Raw genomic sequence first — 16,736 nt, 5'->3', positions numbered from 1 at the left:
TAGTCTATCCTAGTAAAAGGAACTTACAGGAATGTAACAATTGTACCTTTGGAAACCCTACTTTTAAAGGACACTGTAACATTTATGAAAGACTATTATCTTTATTACATTATAAATAATACCAAATGAAAACACCCACAATTCTGATATTGCTTCTATTTCCTATTCTAATCATGGGGCAAGCTGGAGAATGTGAAATGTTTAAGGAGACTGTTGGGGATTCTGTCTTTTATGGAATAAAGAGCACCTCCTATGCCCCTATAGAGGTAGAGGTAATTCCCAAAGCTATTGTTTTGCCTAAATCACGGTATCAAAAATTGAGTTTATTGCCCAAAATGGATTCTCTTATTGGCATCATTCGTGTGCACAAGAGTGTTATTGATACCTTAGAAGAGGGCAGTACTATGGGAAAATTCTTTAGTTTAAAGGCTTACTATGGGGATACCCAAACCTCCAAGCATAATGATGATTATATATATGCACTACCTTATGAAAAAGGAAAAAAATATACCATTACTCAGGGCTTTAACGGGAAAAAATCCCATCATAGTATTGCTTCAAAGTATGCTTTGGATTTTAATATGAAAATAGGAGACCTTGTATGTGCGGCAAGGGAAGGTGTGGTCATATACACCATTACAAAATTTAAAGAATCTGGAGGAATAGACTTTATTAATAAAGCCAATAAAATTCTAGTGCTTCATGATGATGGAACTTTTGGAAATTATACCCATTTAAATTACAATGGGGCTTTGGTAAAAAAAGGTGATTGGGTAACACGTGGTCAGGTCATTGGGTATTCTGGGAATACGGGGTATAGTGGTGGACCACATTTGCATTTTGTGGTCCGGGAAGCGCGTGACATCTCCGTTCCCATATTTTTTGAAGGATATGAAGGAAAAATATTGAAACGAAGGAAGAAATATAAAAGGGTGAAATAAAAAATCTTTGATGTAAAAGCGTCTTATATTTGTTGCAAAGGAACTACTTCTCCAACTTGCAAACCTCGTAATTCGATAGCACCAATACGTACTCTAACCAAACGTAGCGTAGGGAAACCCACGGCCGCCGTCATTTTACGTATCTGCCTATATTTTCCTTCTTTGACGCAAATAGAAACCCAAGAGGTAGGTCGATGTCTTCCTATGCGTAATTTGGCATTGGCCTCTGGAAAAATGGGGATTTTCGTCAGTCTTTTAGCTACGCAGGTTTTAGTCATGTATTTTTTTCCTGAAAAACCTATTTCAACTCCCCTTGCCAATTGATCTATTGCAAGATCGGTGATTTCACCATCCAACTGGGCATAGTACTCCTTTTCTATGCCCGCACGATTGATTATATCGCTCAACTTCCCATCGGTAGTCATTAAAAGAAGGCCTTCAGATTTTTCATCCAAACGTCCTATGGGCATTATACCTGAGGGGAAATTATACAACTCACTTAAAAAACGTTTGTTTCTGGCTTCTTTGGCATCATTGGAAGATAATTGACTAAGCATCCCAAAAGGTTTGTAGAGTTTGTAATGCATTTTTAGTGTTGCCTAAACCGTTTAATATTCATCTTTCCCAAAGAGAAATTCCCATAGGAAAAGTTAAAAACGAAATGGAATTGTGATTTTTTATGTAAAAGTACACTAATGTTATATACTTAATGAATAGTATCATGAAGATAAAATTAAATTACAAGCATTTAAAAGAACGATTAAAGTATTTTTACCACTGTGAAGTAAGGCAATTTAATGCCATACTGGGAATAAAATAATTATAACAAAAGGAGTATTGCGTGGAACCAAAGGTTAAAATTGCTTTTGGAGGTGGCTGTCATTGGTGCACCGAAGCTGTTTTTCAGTCCTTAAAAGGAGTTTATAAAGTAGAACAAGGCTTTGTTTCTTCCTATGGAAATGCTGCCAGTTTTTCGGAAGCGGTTATTGTATACTATGACCCCAATCTTATTGATTTAGAGGTATTGACAGAGATACATTTGCATACGCATAAAAGTACGGTACAACACCGTATGCGTACGAAGTACCGTTCGGCGATTTATACGTTTACACCAAAGCAGTTTGCCGAGGCCCTAAAAATCTTAAAAGACTTGCAGCCTAAATTTGACCATCAAATAATAACAGAAGTTCTTGATTTTAAGGCATTCAAACCTTCGGAAGAGCAATTTCAGAATTACTATGCGCAAAATCCTCAAAAACCGTTTTGTGAGCGATATATTGCCCCAAAGCTACATTTGTTGCAAAAAGAGTACCAACAGTATACGGAGACCTAATTCCCCTTTGTTCCAAAATAAAAATGCCCTGCAAAATTAACTTTACAAGGCATTTTAGGATTTGTATTAGGGCTTAGAATGCGCAAATACCATCGATATTTAGGATTTCTCCATCGGGTAAGGTAATCTGAATTCCACATCCTTGGGAGCAAAATGGGCAATCACGATCACTGGAACACTCCAAAATTTGTGGCTGACAACCAAAATGGCCGAAGCCACCCTGAATTGCTTTTTGTTCTCCTTTAGTCAATGATTTGACTCCTTTCAATGATTTAATGTTTTTAAACATGTTTTTAGGGATAAATAGTTAATAATGAATTATGCAAAATAATTGCTTCTACATAAAAGCAAACTTGTATTTCATTTAGTTGAATTCACATACATCAGCGAAAAAGATCGGGCCTTGAGGACCGCCATCTACGGTGACACCACAACGTCTGTTGCAAGGACAATCACTATCGTCGAAGCATTGGGCAAGAATCGGCTGATTACAGCCGAATCCATGGCCGAAACTTCCACCCAAAATTTCTTTTTGTTCTGATTTACTGAGGGATTTAACTCCTGAAATTGTTTTAATGTTTTTAAACATGATTTATAGAATATTAGATTAGAGAAAAATGTTATATTCTATAAATGTAGGAATATTATTATTTTCAAATATCATAAAAACTACAAATTTTAGTTTTAATTCCTATTTTTAACATTATGGGTAAATCAATCTTATGACAACAAAACGAAAGATAGCTCGATGTAGAATGGATCGAACCTATAGAAGTTAGCGGTTACCTTAGGAATGAAGGCGAAATGTGAGTTCACTAAGCTTTAACTATAAAAAGCTTTGTTCTTTGTTAGCTATGTACAAAGGAAATGTCACTTTCCTTTTTTGCAGAAAATGGTATGTAACATAGCATAAAGTTCAGGGTGTTTTCTTTTGAGCAACTTGGGTCTTTCAAAAAAATATTCCGAAGCTACCGCAAAGAATTCTGCTTCGTTGGTCCCTCCGTAGCCCCTAATATCGGAGTTTTGATGATGTATCGCGTTCATTTCCTTATGAATAAGCTTTAACCAAGGAATGGCATACTGATGTGCCAATAGCTGACTTGGAATACCATCGATAGTACCATCCATTTTATCCAATAAGTGCACAAATTCATGGATTGCCGTATTATTCTTATCCGTAGTATTAGCAAATCCGTGATGAAGGGCCTTTCTTGATAATATCATTTGTTTTTCAAATGGACCGCTACCAACCATCCCTGCTATCTTCCTTTCATTTGCCTTGTCTCCAAATTCAAGGTTTTCGTTAAAGTGATCGGGATATACAATAATTCCGGTCAAATTGGTATACTGCCATTCTGGAAATCCAAATACGGGAATTACCGCACTTGCAGCAATGAGCACGCGATCTAAATCTTCCAACTCAAACTGAACGCTATCAATATGAACTTCGCTTAAAAATTGCATCATTCTTTTTTGGAAGAGGCGCTGTTTGGAATCTGCTAGTTTTCTATAAAAATGGACATGGTCCAACAACAACTGATGCCATTCTGATGGAAAGGGTAGTGGAGAGGCCTCCTTCTTCCTCAAACGAAATAAAAAGAAAAGCAATAAAGGAGCAAACAACAAGAAGTATTTCATCATCTTATAAAGTGTAAAGATATTATAGTCCCGTAAAATTCAAAAGCTAGCTTTTGTTTTGAATTAGATTCGGCAATTGGTATCAATGTATACAAAGAGACGACCTATACCTATTTTTCCTTCTAGTATTGCATTCCTAAAATCTTTAACTCTTCAGCCTATCTGCCCATGAAATTCTACAGATTGTTTATGCTATTGGTATGCTTCGTTCTCATTTCTTCCTGTAAGACAGATACTGAGGATGCTATGATGCAAACTGAACTCCCATTATCTATCCGCGCTATAGCACCAAGGGTTGGAATTCCTTTTGACACAATTCAGATTGATCTGGACAATGCCAATATTGACCCCGTATTTACAAGAGTACGCTTCAATGCTGAAGATGCCATTGTTCTAGATCAAATTTCTACTTCCAATAGCCTCTTCGTCCAGGTTCCTATAGTCCCTCTAGGGGATGATCGCTTAGATATTGGAATATCCACATCAACAACAGAAGATTTTATCATTGAAGAAGATGCATTTTCGTATCAGCGCATAGTCATTGATTCGGTAAGTAGCACACTTATATTCCAAGATAGCGATACCTTAAGGGTTTATGGAAAGCATTTTCCAGAGATTGACCCCCAAAATTATAGAATTTATGAGCGTTTTGAAACGGAAGGAAACTTTGCAGACCTCAATGATCATGAAATTATTGAAGTGAAGAGAGATCGCTTAACCTTGCTGCTCAGTGATAACATTCCTGTCAGTGAACCATACGAGCTCTTTTTATATTTTGGTAATAATGGCGCTCAATTTGTAGATATGGAAGCAGGGGAGTTCTTTAGCCTTGGTATTTTTCAATTGAGTAGCCTCTTTGAAGTTTTGGTTAAAGAATTAAGCCCCAATCAATGTTTTTTGGTTCGAACTAATGGTTTTGAAGACCGCATTTTCATTAGTGGCTTAGCTGCTCCCAAATTGTTCAGTGCTCCTGAGCCTTTCGAAAACTTCAGAAGGCTGTCTGGTTTTCGTGTACCTCCAGGGCTATCTCCTGGAACCTATACATTAACCGGATCCAATGCTTCTGGCGTACCCTTGAAGGCTGTAAAGGGAGGCTCCATAGAAGTTTTGGATATTGCATATTGTCCCCTTCAAAATTCCATCAGCAAAAGCTCAAGCTTAAGTGTTTCTATAGAAAATGGTGTTTTTAATACTGCTTTTTGTCCAAACCTGCCGCCGGAAGTTGCCTTTTTAGATCCGCAAAGCGGCCTCCGATTTGAACTGACTTTAGACCCTCTAACCGATATTAATACTGAAAACGAGCAGATAATTTTTAACGTGTCCATCCCAATGGATATTCCACCCAATGCCGTTTACGAACTTGTTTTTACCACTCAAGATGGGTATCGGTATATTCCTATGGATTCCTGCACCAATCCTACAGTATTCATTACGCCTTAAGAAGAATCTTTAGTTTCTTTAAAACGTATATAAGATTCCCAAGGTAGCCGTTGTCCAGGAGGCGTTATCTAAGGAAATTCCAGTATAGGAGACATTTATTTCTGTCTTGGCTCCCAGCAAATATCCAATTATGGGTCGGTAATATAATCCTCCTTCATTGCCTTCGTTTAAGCCAAAAGCATAACCGGCATTTCCACCAAAGGAAAAGGAATTGGAAGGCCATATTCGTATCGCAGCCGTGAGGGGAACAAATTGCACACTGGGGAAGTCAATATTTACCGTATTGGTTTGAAAAGTTTCTGGAAATCCGTGTATGAAACCTGAAATAACCCCAAAATCAACCACCTCACCCAAAGCATGCATATAACCGATATCCAAGGCTACAGCAACGCTTATTTGATCATCAAAATCATTTAAGGGAATACCTCCTTGAATGCCTATTTTGAAGCCTTCTTGTGCAAATAATCCGCTCATTGATAAGACAATGAGCATGGTAAATAATCGTTTTTTCATGGTTTGGTTGTTTCAATTATGCATTCAAAATTAAAATCTTCTTCAGAATGACAGGAAATTTTGTTGTAAAAGAGGGTAAAAAGGTTGTGGAAGGGACATTCCCAAGTAAATAACAACATATTAAACCCTAAACAATGCATGTTAAAACAGCTTATAGTCCTCATATCTTTAGAAGAATTTGGATTTACCGGTCATATTTCATAAAACTTTGTCACTAAGGGTATAAAACAAGTTCATGAAAATTATAAAAATCTTAAAAATTTTAGGTGTTGCACTGATGCTCAGCGCCTTTATCATTGTACCGGAATCCGAACCTTGGTATTACGAACTCCTACTCTTTAATTTAGGGTTGGCTTTGGTTTGTATTCCAAAACTTTGGATGCGAGCCCATAGCTAATAAAATGCTAGAAACCGTGATTTTATAAAATTTGAAAGGAGGAGAAACTTGCCTTAAAAAATGATATTGAAATGCGGAAAAAGAGAGTACATTTGGGGCACTAAAACTAAAATGCCTTAATCCTTTCCATGAAAAGAGGAATCGTACTTCTATTGCTGCTGCTTACGATGCTATTTTGGGCGGTGAATTTTCATGTGGTCAAGATAGCCATGGAATTTTACACCCCTGTTGGTGTAGCGGCCGTTCGGTTTTTCTTTGCCGTAATTGCTTTGCTCGTTATTCTCTATTTCCAATTTGGAAAACAGATATTTCGGTGGAACTTTTCCGCCAAAGATTATGGATATATGTTTCTTGCCTCCTTTTTTGGAATCTTTTTGACGATTTATTTTTTTAACCTGGGATTAAAATCGACCAGTGCAGTAAACGGTTCTCTTATTATTGCCACTAGTCCCGCTCTCACCGCTATTTTCTCCTATATTTTTCAGAAGAAGAAACTAAAAACACTACAACAAGCTGCCATTTTAACTAGTTTTTTAGGGGTTGTAATCATTTTGACCAAAGGACAACTCCATACCTTGTTACAGTTACAATTTGAAATTGGCGATATTTATATTCTTTTAATGGCCATTGTTTTTTCCCTCTCGCAAATTATAGTAAACAAGTATTTGCCGCATATCAATGCGATGGTCATGACTACGATTACATCCATTATGTCCTTGGTATTATTTGCATTGATTTCTTTTCCTGAATTAGTGGAACGCCCTGTTCCTAGTGATATTTCTTTCTGGGGAAGTATTCTATTTATGGGGATTTTGGGTACTGGGATTGCATATTCCGCTTTTTATTATTGTATTGTGCAGTTGGGGGCCACTACCTCTTCCTTGTACATGAATCTCATCCCTTTCTTTACCGTAATTCTTGCTTTTCCCTTTGGAGAAAAGATCTATGGTGTACAATTATTGGGAGGAGTTATCATTATTATCGGCTTATTGATCTTTGGCTATTCCAAGAAAAAAAACGCGCAATGAAACAAGTCATTGCACGTTTTCCTTGAGGATTGAAATCTACTTATTTACATAATCCTGAAACACCTTTTTTTCGAACTCTATAGAGGTATCCGCTAAAAAATCTAAAATAGGAACATGTCCGGCGCCAAAAAGCACAAAGATCTTATCCTTTCCCGGTTCATTGATTTTTAGCAAATTGTGAAAAATCCTAAGATTCCTGTTGTACCACCACATGGCGTCGTCAGGTCCAAAATAATCTGTGCCTTCGCCCATCTTAAAATTAGCAATAAGATAATGACCATGACTTGCCTTTGTTATTTCAGGATCGTTCATGAATAGGAAATAATCCAATAAGGATACTTGCGTTTTCAATTGATCTTCAAATTCATACATCGCATTGAATTTTTGATCTAACCATACTTCACGCTGCAACAGATCCGGTCTTGCCTTTCCAATAAAATAATTCTCTTTCTCTTTATATTGTGCGTCGGTTAAACCAAGGTTGTCCCGTTTGGCAGAAGCATCTACTGCGTAGACTTTTTTATGCCCCAACATCTTTGCTAAACGGAAGCCAATTTGATAGGTTTCATTCCTCTTAAGTTTAAATTTCCCTTTTAGATAGGCATTATACAGGGAATCTATGCGGCCTTGACCTTCTTTCCTAACTTCTATGGCAATCTTTGTGGGACCAAACTTTTTAATCGCCTCAATAACTTCCAGTAACTCCTGCTGTTTTGTTGCCGAAAGAATATCTACCTCATATTTAGGTTTATAGGTATCCAAGCCCGGATTGTTAAAATGAAAGCTTCCTAAAATCATTATTTCAGAAATTCCAGCTTCCTTAAAATGTTGTTTTACATTAAATGTGGTTTGGGCCCATGTCCCTTGTAGGGCCAAACAAAAAATAAATATGCAAGTTTTGATTTTCATTGTACTATTGTTTTAAGAGTTATTGAAGTCAAAACTATGGGGATACTTCGCCGAAATTCTGGCAATAGGGTGAATGCCAGAATATATTGGACAAAACAGGAAGAATACCCCATTTATTTTTTTGTCCGTTGTTTGGAAGAATTCATATAAAGAAAGAGCGCTTTTGTCCTAAGAACAAAGGATATCTTCAATAAATGGATATTTTCGTCCTATGGAACTTAGAAAAACATGGAAATATCATCTGTTATTAGGAATTATCATTCTGGCCATGGACTATTTCCGGGATTATGTATATCGGGGAGAATCTTATTTCTTAGAAAATTTTGAACCTGCCTACATCCTTTTAAAAATCACCTTTCTTTTATCGTTCTATAGTGTTTATTGCTTGAACTATGCCTTCATTTGCCCGCGTACCCTTTCAAAGAAAAAAATAGCTTTGTTTTTTCTAGCCGTAGTGCTAATGCCTTTTGTATTTGCAGGCATTCGGTATACCCTGGAAGAGATTTTGGTATATCACATTTTTGGGTTCCACAATTATTCCGACAATACCAGGGTATTTTGGTACTATATTTTTGACAATACCTATTACACTATAAAATCACTATTGTTCAGTACGTCAATGTATTTGTTGTTTATGTACATCAAAAACATCAATAGCATTCATCGGTTGGAAATTGAGCGACAAAGTGCGGAACTACAGCTATTGAAAGGACAATTAGAACCTCATTTTTTATTCAATACCTTAAATGCTTTTTATACCGAATTGATTGATAAACAACCGGAAACGGCCAAAAGTATCTACAAGCTCTCCGAGCTGTTACGTTATATTACCTATGAAGCCAAAAGTGATTTTATGTCCTTACAGAAGGAACTGGCTTTTATAGAAGATTATATTTATTTTTATCGGAAACGTTTTGAGCATAATCTTTTTTTGGACTATGAAATTAAAGGAACCGTGGCACAGCAGAGGATTCCGTCCTTAGTGTTGATTCATTTTATAGAGAATACATTTAAACATGGTATTTTGAATCACAAAGATCATCCTGCACGCATCTTAATTGAAATTGAGGAAACCCATATTTGTGTATATACCAAAAACAGAATATCCAAAGGACAAAGTTATAGTCAAAAAGGAATAGGCAGAGAAAATTTAGTAAAGCGACTGGACGTGCTATTTCCCAAGGCCTACGTGTTGAACTATAAGACCAAGGAAACGTATTTTGAGGCGTTTCTGCAATTACCTTTAACCCAAGAATCCTATGCAAGAGCTTAAATGTTTGATTATTGATGATGAGCCGCCCGCAATACGCTTGCTGGAGAATTATATTTCCAAAGTATCGTTTTTAGAGTGCATCGCTACGAGCACAAATCCTTTGGAAGCCTTGGCTATTATTGACAGAGATGATATTGATTTGGTCTTTTTGGATATACAGATGCCCGAATTAACAGGTATTCAGCTTTCAAAACTTATTCACAGCAGTACAAAAATCATATTTACGACTGCTTATCCGCAATTTGCCCTGGAAAGTTATGATCTCAATGCTGTTGATTATCTTTTAAAACCCTTTGAATTTGAGCGGTTTTACCAAGCTGTCCTTAAAGTGAAACATCTGGAAAAGCCTCAGGAAATCACTAAAACCGACACCTTTATTTTTGTTAAAACAGATGGCAAACACAATTTTGAAAAGGTGTACCTAAAAGATATTTGTTATATCGAAGGCTTAAAGAATTATGTGGCCATACACTTAGAGCATAAGCAAATTATTACCTATAATACCTTAAAACACATTGAGGATTTTTTGCCGGAAACCATGTTTGTAAAGATCCATAAATCCTATATTATATCGTTACTACACCTACATAAAACAGATGCTCTATCCGTTTATATTAAGAAGGACTGCTTACCCATTGGAGATACGTACAAGCAATCATTTTTTGCTGTTATTAAAAAAATGAAACTTTAACACCCTAACTTTCGGAAGAAGGTCCAAGGGCATTCATGGTCAGCTTTAATTTGCGAATCAACTCATGGATCTCTTTTTCATTATGTGCCGCAAATCCAATGCGAATACAATTATGTCCTATTTGTCGGGTATCATATCTTCCCCAATTTCCAATCTCTAAGTCCTGTTCCATTGCTTTGGCATGAACCAGTTCCCAGGTATAGAGAGGATTGAGTTTTATCCATACCGCCATGCCTCCTTTTGGGATTTCAAACTGAAAATAGTTCCCCAATTCAGATTGCAATAATCTACAAAACAAATCTCTACGTTCACGATATATTTTTAACACCTTTTTGATATGTCTATCCAAGCTGCCATTTTGTATAAAATGGGCAAATGACAGTTCCAAAAGCGCATCACCCTGCCGGTCAATAAAGCGTCTTATTTTTGCACTTTGATCCACAAAATCCTTGGGCGCGATCAAATAGCCTACACGATATACCGGGGCTACGGTCTTGCAGAAAGATCCTATATAGATGACATTGCCATTGGTGTCATGACTGGACAAGGGTAGGATAGGGGCATGGTTATAATGGAAGTCATAATCATAATCGTCCTCTATTATGGCAAAATTATACGTATTGGCCAAATTCAAAAGTTTCATCCTTCGTTCCGCCGAAAGGGTCACCGTGCTAGGGTGATGATGGTGGGAGGTAACATAAATTGCCTTAATGGGGTAGCTATTGCACAATTCCGCAATGGCATCGGTATCCAATCCATTATGATCTACAGGAACACTTAATAGTTGGGCTCCCGAAATGCGCAAACTCATATCGGCAGCGATATAATTTGTATGGCCTACGAGGACATAGTCCCCTTCTTGTACGAGGAGTCTGGAGGCTAAGTGGATCCCCATTTGACTTCCTCTGGTAATCATAATATTGTCAATATCAATATGTAGACCTCTTGTTTGATTCAAGTAGGTTTTCAACACTTTTCGCAATTCTAAATTTCCGTAAGTGGTGCCATAGGAGAGCTGATTCAAGGTGTTTTTTTTAATGCTGATCGATTTATATAACGCAGCTATCTCCTTAGTGGGCGTTAATCTGGAATCCGAAACGCCATCATCGATATATGTAATCCCTGCTTTGGGTTGCATGATGGGAATGTCGACCCTGGAATCCTTGTAAAAAGAAAAGCCTGTATGTATCTTTTTTTGAGGGGTGCTTTGGTCCGATAATAGGCGTTGTTGTAGTAAAGGAATATTTCCATGAACAAAAGTCCCTTTTTTAGGTACCGTTACCACCCAACCTTGAAGGATAAGTTCGTCATAGGCGGCGACCATGGTTTTACGGTGCACTTTCAATAAATCTGCCAAACTCCTGGTTCCGGGCAATTGCGTATTTGGAGGTAGAACCCCTGTCTTGATCAATTGAATAAACTGATTGGATATTTGCAGATAGATAGGTTGAACACGATTTCTATCTAAGGATATCAAGGTTTTATAAGGAATCATATCTGGACTACTTAGTATTTTAATTCTGGACGACTATAACCACCCACCAAACTAGTATTTTTACCCCGTAAAACAAAGACAAATGGAAAGATCCTCATTAAAACCTAACGAATTTGCCCCTTACTACGGAAGGTATATCAACATGCTTCCCGAAACGACCACATTAGATACTGGTTTTCAGGATGGAAAAACAACGTTGGTCCAATTTTTCTCCTCTTTGCCTAAGATGAAGTGGGACTATCGCTATGAAGAAGGGAAATGGACCATAAAAGAAGTCCTACAGCACCTCATTGATGCAGAGCGCATATTTAGCTATCGCTGTTTTAGAATTGCCCGTAGGGATAATACCCTTCTAAGTGATTTTGATCAAACAGGGTATACTATACCTTCAAAAGCATCAGAAAAAAGTATGGAAAAACTTTTGTCAGAATTTCAGATCAACCGCAATAACACTATAGCACTATTGAACAGTCTATCGGAAGAAGATTTAAGTCATATTGGAAATGTAAATGGAAATCCTATGTCTGCAAGGGCTGCCGCTTTTAGTATAATAGGTCACGATATCTGGCATATGGAAAGTATTAAAACCAAATATCTATAAAACATAGAAGATGAGCGAATATCATAAAAATGCATTGAATAAAGTAAAAAGAGGTGCTAAGAGAGCGGTGTATGATGTTGAAAAAATAAACGAAATTTTAGATGCCGGTTTTATAGGGTACGTCAGTTATACCTATGAAGGGCAGACCATGTGCCTGCCCATGGCCTATGGCCGGGATGACAATAAAATATACTTACACGGTTCCTTAAAAAATAGAATGTTTGAACATATTTTACGATCTGACAACCTCAGTATGACCGTGATGCATTTAGATGCCCTGGTATTGGCCCGTTCTGGCCTGCATCATTCTGTAAATTATAGATCTGCGGTCGTATTCGGTAAGACAAAAAGAATAGATGATCTGTTACTAAAGGAAAAAGCACTAAAATGTGTTGTAGATCATATGATTCTGGGACGGTGGGAGGAGTTACGTCCCATCAACGAAAAAGAATTAAAGGCTACCTTGGTCATTGAATTGGAAATCATAACGGCATCCGCTAAAATTAGGGATGTTGGCGTATCCGATGAAAAAGCAGATGAACAATTACCGATTTGGGCGGGACTTGTTCCTTTGCAACAAATAGCAAAATACCCTATATCAGATGATCTTCTTCCTAAAGATGTTCCCATTCCTTCACATGTGTTGGACTATTATGAAAGCAATAAGTAACTTTTCATCTATTTTGTCAGAGGGGAAAAGTATACACTATAAGGGTAATACACCTCCTATGTCCCATGAAAAGCATGAGAATGGTCATATTATCCATGTTTTGAATTGATATTCCTTATCCTTAAAAGAAGTAAAAGGGTAGTTTTGAAGCACATCATATACTATTTTTAATAAAAGGATTTATCGCATGGAAAAAAAGGAAATTTGGCTGAAAAGTTTACATACGGCTACACCACAAGAAGGATTTGAATTGGCCATAAAATTGTCTAGAATGGGGGTAAAATCAACGCAACCAGACATGGAAGTTTTAAAAAAGTTAAGGCCTGCCTATGCCAATGATGCTTCGGGTCTAACAGCAGCCTCACAGGTAATTGCATTGAATTTTCAGACCATTTCGGCAGCGAATAATTATTGGAAATAGGTCTTGGATACTATTTTGAAGAGGAGCTGCCCTTTTGGTGGCTCCTTCACTTTTGTACGACCTATATAGGAAGTAGAAGTAGTGCATAATCCTTGGTTTATCCTTATATTCTATCGTAAAAAACAACTTTAACAACCTCACAGGTGCAATGGAATGGCTCTTAAGAAATAAGCAGAATGAAAAGGTATTGACCACAACCATGGTATCAAAACGCACCCTTTCAACACTGTTGGACACTCCAAATTTCTATGGGGTATTATTTTTTGAAAAAGCTAGCGGATTCCTATCCCTTGATAATCGCAAAATTACCTTATCGGATTACAGCATCTTCTTTTTTTATCCCTATCAGAAAATGGTTTTGGAAACGGTATCTGAAGCCAAGTTCATTCAATTTCATCCCGATTTTTTTTGCATCGATATTCATGCTAAGGACATTGGATGCCAAGGGGTATTGTTCAACAATTTTTTAAATGATTTCTCACTAAAATGTACGAAGTCAGAATATAATGAACTACATCAATACTATATCGATATCCAAAAGGAGCTTCAAGAAAAACAGATGGGTATATTGGATATGGTTTCAAGTCAGCTGAAGATGTTTTTGATCAAAGCTGTTAGAATCAAAATGGGAAAACAACAACAAGAATTATCTTTTAAGGAAGGTATGCATGCCCAGTTAGAAGGCCTTATTGAGATGCATTTTCGGCATCAGGGCTCTCCTGAATTCTATGCCCAAAGCCTTGGTATATCAATGACATCATTTAATAGGTTTTGCAAAAAATACTTTCAAAATAGTTTTATTACGATTCTCAATTTGAAACGGGTGGCTAGTGCCAAGAATAAGCTTTTCCTCTCCAATGCCCCTATAAAGGAAATCTCATACCAAGTTGGCTTTAATGACCCCTTATATTTTAGCAGGGTATTTAAAAAACACAGTGGTGTATCCCCTAAAGAGTTTCGCAAGCAACTAAAACATAATAGATTGATTTAAAGATTCCTTAATTTTTTTCAAAAGTGTTCTGCTAAAAAAATTGGATTATGCTAAGACTATTCCAGGTCAAGAAAGACATTGGGCGAGACAAATATCTTGCAATTTTCGTATTTTCGTGTACAAATTACGCATATGAAATCCCAATCAATTAAATTAACGGTAGATGCTGTAGTATTTGGCTATGAAGAAGGTGTCATATCAGTATTGCTTATTAAAAGAAAGTATGCTCCTTTTAAGGGCAGTTGGGCAATTCCCGGAGGATTTGTCAAGAATGATGAGTCTCTGGAAGAAGCCGTAGAACGGGAATTGCAGGAGGAAACTGGAGTAAAATTCAATTATTTGGAACAGCTCTATACCTTTGGGTCGCCTCAGAGAGATCCAAGGAGTAGGGTAGTATCCGTGGCCTATTTTGGGTTGGTGCGCCCCAAGACCTTTACCATAGCGGCCTCAACCGATGCAGAAGAAGTGCGGTGGTTTACTATTGCAGAACTACCGGACTTATCTTTTGACCATGCCGAAATACTAAAAACGGCCATAAGCCGTTTAAAAGCCAAAATCACTTATGAGCCTATTGGGTTTGAGTTATTGGATAGGAAATTTCCCTTTTCAGATTTGGAAAAATTATATACTACCTTATTGGGAAGACCTATCGACAGGCGTAACTTTAGGAAGAAAATAATGGGGTTAAATGTGCTGGACAGCCTTGAGGAAAGCATTTCCAAAGGTTCAGGAAGGCCCGCCAAATTATTCAAATTCAATCAAAAGAGATATTTTCAACTCAAAAAACAAGGTATTGTTTTTGAGATTTAGTATGTTCGTTTAGGGTAGTTTGTGTTTTTTTTACGCAAATAATTTGTTTCTTTCAAAGAAGTATTTATATTTGTGTCATATTTACGCAAATAATTTTAATTTATCATGAACGGATTATTACTAACGGACGGTTATAAAACAGGACATCATCAACAATATCCAAAGGGGACAGAGGAAGTCTATTCCAATTGGACTCCCAGAAGCAATAAGTATGCTCCTGCAGGTTGTGAAAAGGTAGTTTCTTTTGGGCAGCAATATGTGATACAATGGCTACATGAGTATTTTCAAACTCATTTTTTTGAAAAGCCCAAAGCGGAAGTTTGTGCGGAAATTCAAACCGAACTATCCTTATATCTCAATACGGAATATGATGTGCAACATTTCGAAAAATTGCACGACCTACAATATTTGCCTATACAAGTGAAGTCCCTACCAGAAGGGGTAGAGGTTCCTATTAGAGTTCCTATGCTTACGGTGGTCAATACCAAAAAAGAGTTTTACTGGGTTACCAATTTTCTCGAGACCATTTTGTCTACTATGTTATGGCAGCCTATGACCTCGGCTTCTATTGCCTTGCGTTATAAACGAATTTTTAAACATTGGGCCATGCTTACGGACGAGGAAAATCTTGCTTTTATTGATTTTCAAGGCCATGATTTTTCCATGCGCGGAATGGGAGGCTTACAGAGCGCCGTATCTTCTGGAATGGGACACGCTGCCGTTTTCTTGGGATCGGATACACTACCCGTGATCAGTAGCCTACGTAAATATTACGAAGCCGTAGGCTTTGTAGTAGGTTCTGTGAATGCCACTGAGCATTCTGTCATGTGTGCTGGCACCAAGGATGACGAAATTGAAACCTTTAGAACTTTAATGGATACCTATCCTACAGGTATTTTATCTGTAGTAAGTGATACTTGGGATTTATGGAAAGTCCTAACGGTTTATCTGCCACAATTAAAGGAAGAAGTGTTATCGAGAGAAGGAAAACTAGTGATACGCCCCGATAGCGGGGACCCTGTAACCATCATCTGCGGTGAATCTGAAACCCTGGGGAGTAATGGCCCTAAAAACAAGGGAGTTGTAGAACTCTTATGGGATCTCTTTGGAGGAACGGTAAACGAACAAGGGTATAAGGTACTAGATCCCCATATTGGAGCCATTTACGGCGATAGTATCACTACGGAACGGGCCGAGAATATTTGTCGTAGATTACACGATAAAGGTTTTGCTTCCACCAATGTTGTTCTAGGAATAGGCTCGTTTACGTATCAGTTCAATACCCGGGATACTTTTGGATTTGCGATGAAAGCGACTTCTGTAGTCGTCAATGGAGAGCGTCGGGAAATCTTTAAAGACCCCATTACGGATGATGGCGTTAAAAAATCGGCTAAAGGACTGGTTCGGGTCGATTTAAAAGATGGAGATTATGAATTGGTGGACCAAGTAGATGAAGTTGAGGAACGAAAAGGTGCCTTACAAACCATCTATAAAGATGGGAAATTCACTCAAAAAGTGACTCTAGAGGAAGTTAGGGAACGACTGAATACTATCGTTTAAACTTTTTTAATATCCTTCTAATCGT

General features: G+C 37.4%; 20 protein-coding genes. 13 read left to right on the top strand and 7 right to left on the bottom strand.

Translation table 11 applies throughout. The annotated features are described in order from the left end of the window. The first annotated feature begins 125 nt into the window (after positions 1–125). Positions 126–941: a M23 family metallopeptidase gene (locus ACEXOE_RS11995; RefSeq protein ID WP_394749042.1), complete on the top strand. Its 816-nt coding sequence runs from the start codon at positions 126–128 to the stop codon at positions 939–941. Between the two features lie 23 nt (positions 942–964). On the opposite strand, the gene ACEXOE_RS11990 is transcribed toward ACEXOE_RS11995, so the two are convergent. Continuing rightward, positions 965–1,528, bottom strand: a complete 564-nt coding sequence (locus ACEXOE_RS11990) for a pseudouridine synthase (protein WP_394749041.1) — start codon at positions 1,526–1,528, stop codon at positions 965–967. 254 nt (positions 1,529–1,782) lie between these two features. Between ACEXOE_RS11990 and ACEXOE_RS11985 the strand changes: the two genes are divergently transcribed. Then, positions 1,783–2,274 carry a peptide-methionine (S)-S-oxide reductase gene (locus ACEXOE_RS11985; RefSeq protein ID WP_394749040.1) on the top strand — a complete coding sequence of 164 codons (492 nt, stop codon included), beginning with the start codon at positions 1,783–1,785 and terminating at the stop codon, positions 2,272–2,274. A gap of 73 nt (positions 2,275–2,347) precedes the next feature. Here ACEXOE_RS11985 and ACEXOE_RS11980 read toward each other — a convergent pair whose 3' ends face one another. The 3 genes from ACEXOE_RS11980 to ACEXOE_RS11970 all read right to left on the bottom strand — a co-directional run bounded on the left by ACEXOE_RS11980 (position 2,348) and on the right by ACEXOE_RS11970 (position 3,912). Further along, positions 2,348–2,563 carry a hypothetical protein gene (locus tag ACEXOE_RS11980; protein WP_394749039.1) on the bottom strand — a complete coding sequence of 72 codons (216 nt, stop codon included), beginning with the start codon at positions 2,561–2,563 and terminating at the stop codon, positions 2,348–2,350. 75 nt (positions 2,564–2,638) lie between these two features. Next, on the bottom strand, positions 2,639–2,863 hold the full coding sequence (locus tag ACEXOE_RS11975) for a hypothetical protein (RefSeq protein WP_394749038.1): 225 nt from the start codon (positions 2,861–2,863) through the stop codon (positions 2,639–2,641). A gap of 281 nt (positions 2,864–3,144) precedes the next feature. Further along, positions 3,145–3,912 (bottom strand): M90 family metallopeptidase, encoded by a 768-nt coding sequence (locus ACEXOE_RS11970; protein WP_394749628.1) that lies wholly within the window; start codon positions 3,910–3,912, stop codon positions 3,145–3,147. A 168-nt stretch (positions 3,913–4,080) separates the two neighbouring features. On the opposite strand from ACEXOE_RS11970, the gene ACEXOE_RS11965 reads away from it, so the two are divergent. After that, the gene (locus tag ACEXOE_RS11965) at positions 4,081–5,352 is read left to right on the top strand and encodes a hypothetical protein (RefSeq protein WP_394749037.1); all 1,272 of its coding nucleotides are present in this window, start codon (positions 4,081–4,083) and stop codon (positions 5,350–5,352) included. Between the two features lie 18 nt (positions 5,353–5,370). Here the strand turns inward: ACEXOE_RS11965 and ACEXOE_RS11960 are convergent, their stop codons facing one another. Continuing rightward, positions 5,371–5,865 (bottom strand): hypothetical protein, encoded by a 495-nt coding sequence (locus ACEXOE_RS11960; protein WP_394749036.1) that lies wholly within the window; start codon positions 5,863–5,865, stop codon positions 5,371–5,373. Positions 5,866–6,100: 235 nt separating this feature from the next. On the opposite strand from ACEXOE_RS11960, the gene ACEXOE_RS11955 reads away from it, so the two are divergent. Beyond that, positions 6,101–6,262 (top strand): hypothetical protein, encoded by a 162-nt coding sequence (locus ACEXOE_RS11955; protein ID WP_394749035.1) that lies wholly within the window; start codon positions 6,101–6,103, stop codon positions 6,260–6,262. Between the two features lie 128 nt (positions 6,263–6,390). Further along, complete coding sequence (locus ACEXOE_RS11950; RefSeq protein WP_394749034.1) at positions 6,391–7,290, top strand: DMT family transporter; 900 nt, start codon at positions 6,391–6,393, stop codon at positions 7,288–7,290. Positions 7,291–7,326: 36 nt separating this feature from the next. Here ACEXOE_RS11950 and ACEXOE_RS11945 read toward each other — a convergent pair whose 3' ends face one another. Beyond that, positions 7,327–8,199, bottom strand: a complete 873-nt coding sequence (locus ACEXOE_RS11945; RefSeq protein ID WP_394749033.1) for a DUF5694 domain-containing protein — start codon at positions 8,197–8,199, stop codon at positions 7,327–7,329. Positions 8,200–8,410: 211 nt separating this feature from the next. Between ACEXOE_RS11945 and ACEXOE_RS11940 the strand changes: the two genes are divergently transcribed. Together ACEXOE_RS11940 and ACEXOE_RS11935 are read left to right on the top strand one after the other, a co-directional pair. After that, positions 8,411–9,472: a sensor histidine kinase gene (locus ACEXOE_RS11940; protein ID WP_394749032.1), complete on the top strand. Its 1,062-nt coding sequence runs from the start codon at positions 8,411–8,413 to the stop codon at positions 9,470–9,472. Further along, positions 9,459–10,163: a LytR/AlgR family response regulator transcription factor gene (locus ACEXOE_RS11935; RefSeq protein WP_394749031.1), complete on the top strand. Its 705-nt coding sequence runs from the start codon at positions 9,459–9,461 to the stop codon at positions 10,161–10,163. The genes ACEXOE_RS11940 and ACEXOE_RS11935 overlap by 14 nt, the downstream gene beginning before the upstream one ends. Before the next feature lie 4 nt (positions 10,164–10,167). On the opposite strand, the gene pdxR is transcribed toward ACEXOE_RS11935, so the two are convergent. Then, positions 10,168–11,658 (bottom strand): MocR-like pyridoxine biosynthesis transcription factor PdxR, encoded by a 1,491-nt coding sequence (gene pdxR, locus ACEXOE_RS11930; RefSeq protein WP_394749030.1) that lies wholly within the window; start codon positions 11,656–11,658, stop codon positions 10,168–10,170. Positions 11,659–11,740: 82 nt separating this feature from the next. Between pdxR and ACEXOE_RS11925 the strand changes: the two genes are divergently transcribed. The 6 genes from ACEXOE_RS11925 to ACEXOE_RS11900 all read left to right on the top strand — a co-directional run bounded on the left by ACEXOE_RS11925 (position 11,741) and on the right by ACEXOE_RS11900 (position 16,711). Further along, positions 11,741–12,259 (top strand): DinB family protein, encoded by a 519-nt coding sequence (locus ACEXOE_RS11925; RefSeq protein ID WP_394749029.1) that lies wholly within the window; start codon positions 11,741–11,743, stop codon positions 12,257–12,259. A 10-nt stretch (positions 12,260–12,269) separates the two neighbouring features. Then, complete coding sequence (locus ACEXOE_RS11920; RefSeq protein WP_394749028.1) at positions 12,270–12,929, top strand: pyridoxamine 5'-phosphate oxidase family protein; 660 nt, start codon at positions 12,270–12,272, stop codon at positions 12,927–12,929. Between the two features lie 187 nt (positions 12,930–13,116). Next, positions 13,117–13,350, top strand: a complete 234-nt coding sequence (locus ACEXOE_RS11915) for a hexameric tyrosine-coordinated heme protein (RefSeq protein WP_394749027.1) — start codon at positions 13,117–13,119, stop codon at positions 13,348–13,350. 148 nt (positions 13,351–13,498) lie between these two features. Beyond that, positions 13,499–14,341, top strand: coding sequence for a helix-turn-helix domain-containing protein (locus ACEXOE_RS11910; protein ID WP_394749026.1), 843 nt, complete (start codon positions 13,499–13,501; stop codon positions 14,339–14,341). A gap of 132 nt (positions 14,342–14,473) precedes the next feature. Beyond that, the gene (locus ACEXOE_RS11905; protein ID WP_394749025.1) at positions 14,474–15,151 is read left to right on the top strand and encodes an NUDIX hydrolase; all 678 of its coding nucleotides are present in this window, start codon (positions 14,474–14,476) and stop codon (positions 15,149–15,151) included. A 105-nt stretch (positions 15,152–15,256) separates the two neighbouring features. Further along, the gene (locus tag ACEXOE_RS11900; RefSeq protein WP_394749024.1) at positions 15,257–16,711 is read left to right on the top strand and encodes a nicotinate phosphoribosyltransferase; all 1,455 of its coding nucleotides are present in this window, start codon (positions 15,257–15,259) and stop codon (positions 16,709–16,711) included. Positions 16,712–16,736 lie beyond the last annotated feature (25 nt).

This window comes from Spongiimicrobium salis, assembly GCF_043678055.1.
Lineage (GTDB): Bacteria > Bacteroidota > Bacteroidia > Flavobacteriales > Flavobacteriaceae > Spongiimicrobium > Spongiimicrobium salis.
Note: the sequence above shows the minus strand (reverse complement) of the source record. Positions and strands in the feature narration are given on the sequence as shown.

What these genes read in the sequence shown, in the direction of transcription:
- ACEXOE_RS11995 (WP_394749042.1), top strand. Translation starts at nt 126, where the DNA reads ATGAAAACACCCACAATTCTGATATTGCTTCTATTTCCTATTCTAATC.
- ACEXOE_RS11990 (WP_394749041.1), bottom strand. Translation starts at nt 1,528, where the DNA reads ATGCATTACAAACTCTACAAACCTTTTGGGATGCTTAGTCAATTATCT.
- ACEXOE_RS11980 (WP_394749039.1), bottom strand. Translation starts at nt 2,563, where the DNA reads ATGTTTAAAAACATTAAATCATTGAAAGGAGTCAAATCATTGACTAAA.
- ACEXOE_RS11975 (WP_394749038.1), bottom strand. Translation starts at nt 2,863, where the DNA reads ATGTTTAAAAACATTAAAACAATTTCAGGAGTTAAATCCCTCAGTAAA.
- ACEXOE_RS11970 (WP_394749628.1), bottom strand. Translation starts at nt 3,912, where the DNA reads ATGAAATACTTCTTGTTGTTTGCTCCTTTATTGCTTTTCTTTTTATTT.
- ACEXOE_RS11965 (WP_394749037.1), top strand. Translation starts at nt 4,081, where the DNA reads ATGAAATTCTACAGATTGTTTATGCTATTGGTATGCTTCGTTCTCATT.
- ACEXOE_RS11960 (WP_394749036.1), bottom strand. Translation starts at nt 5,865, where the DNA reads ATGAAAAAACGATTATTTACCATGCTCATTGTCTTATCAATGAGCGGA.
- ACEXOE_RS11955 (WP_394749035.1), top strand. Translation starts at nt 6,101, where the DNA reads ATGAAAATTATAAAAATCTTAAAAATTTTAGGTGTTGCACTGATGCTC.
- ACEXOE_RS11950 (WP_394749034.1), top strand. Translation starts at nt 6,391, where the DNA reads ATGAAAAGAGGAATCGTACTTCTATTGCTGCTGCTTACGATGCTATTT.
- ACEXOE_RS11945 (WP_394749033.1), bottom strand. Translation starts at nt 8,199, where the DNA reads ATGAAAATCAAAACTTGCATATTTATTTTTTGTTTGGCCCTACAAGGG.
- ACEXOE_RS11940 (WP_394749032.1), top strand. Translation starts at nt 8,411, where the DNA reads ATGGAACTTAGAAAAACATGGAAATATCATCTGTTATTAGGAATTATC.
- ACEXOE_RS11935 (WP_394749031.1), top strand. Translation starts at nt 9,459, where the DNA reads ATGCAAGAGCTTAAATGTTTGATTATTGATGATGAGCCGCCCGCAATA.
- pdxR (WP_394749030.1), bottom strand. Translation starts at nt 11,658, where the DNA reads ATGATTCCTTATAAAACCTTGATATCCTTAGATAGAAATCGTGTTCAA.
- ACEXOE_RS11925 (WP_394749029.1), top strand. Translation starts at nt 11,741, where the DNA reads ATGGAAAGATCCTCATTAAAACCTAACGAATTTGCCCCTTACTACGGA.
- ACEXOE_RS11920 (WP_394749028.1), top strand. Translation starts at nt 12,270, where the DNA reads ATGAGCGAATATCATAAAAATGCATTGAATAAAGTAAAAAGAGGTGCT.
- ACEXOE_RS11915 (WP_394749027.1), top strand. Translation starts at nt 13,117, where the DNA reads ATGGAAAAAAAGGAAATTTGGCTGAAAAGTTTACATACGGCTACACCA.
- ACEXOE_RS11910 (WP_394749026.1), top strand. Translation starts at nt 13,499, where the DNA reads ATGGAATGGCTCTTAAGAAATAAGCAGAATGAAAAGGTATTGACCACA.
- ACEXOE_RS11905 (WP_394749025.1), top strand. Translation starts at nt 14,474, where the DNA reads ATGAAATCCCAATCAATTAAATTAACGGTAGATGCTGTAGTATTTGGC.
- ACEXOE_RS11900 (WP_394749024.1), top strand. Translation starts at nt 15,257, where the DNA reads ATGAACGGATTATTACTAACGGACGGTTATAAAACAGGACATCATCAA.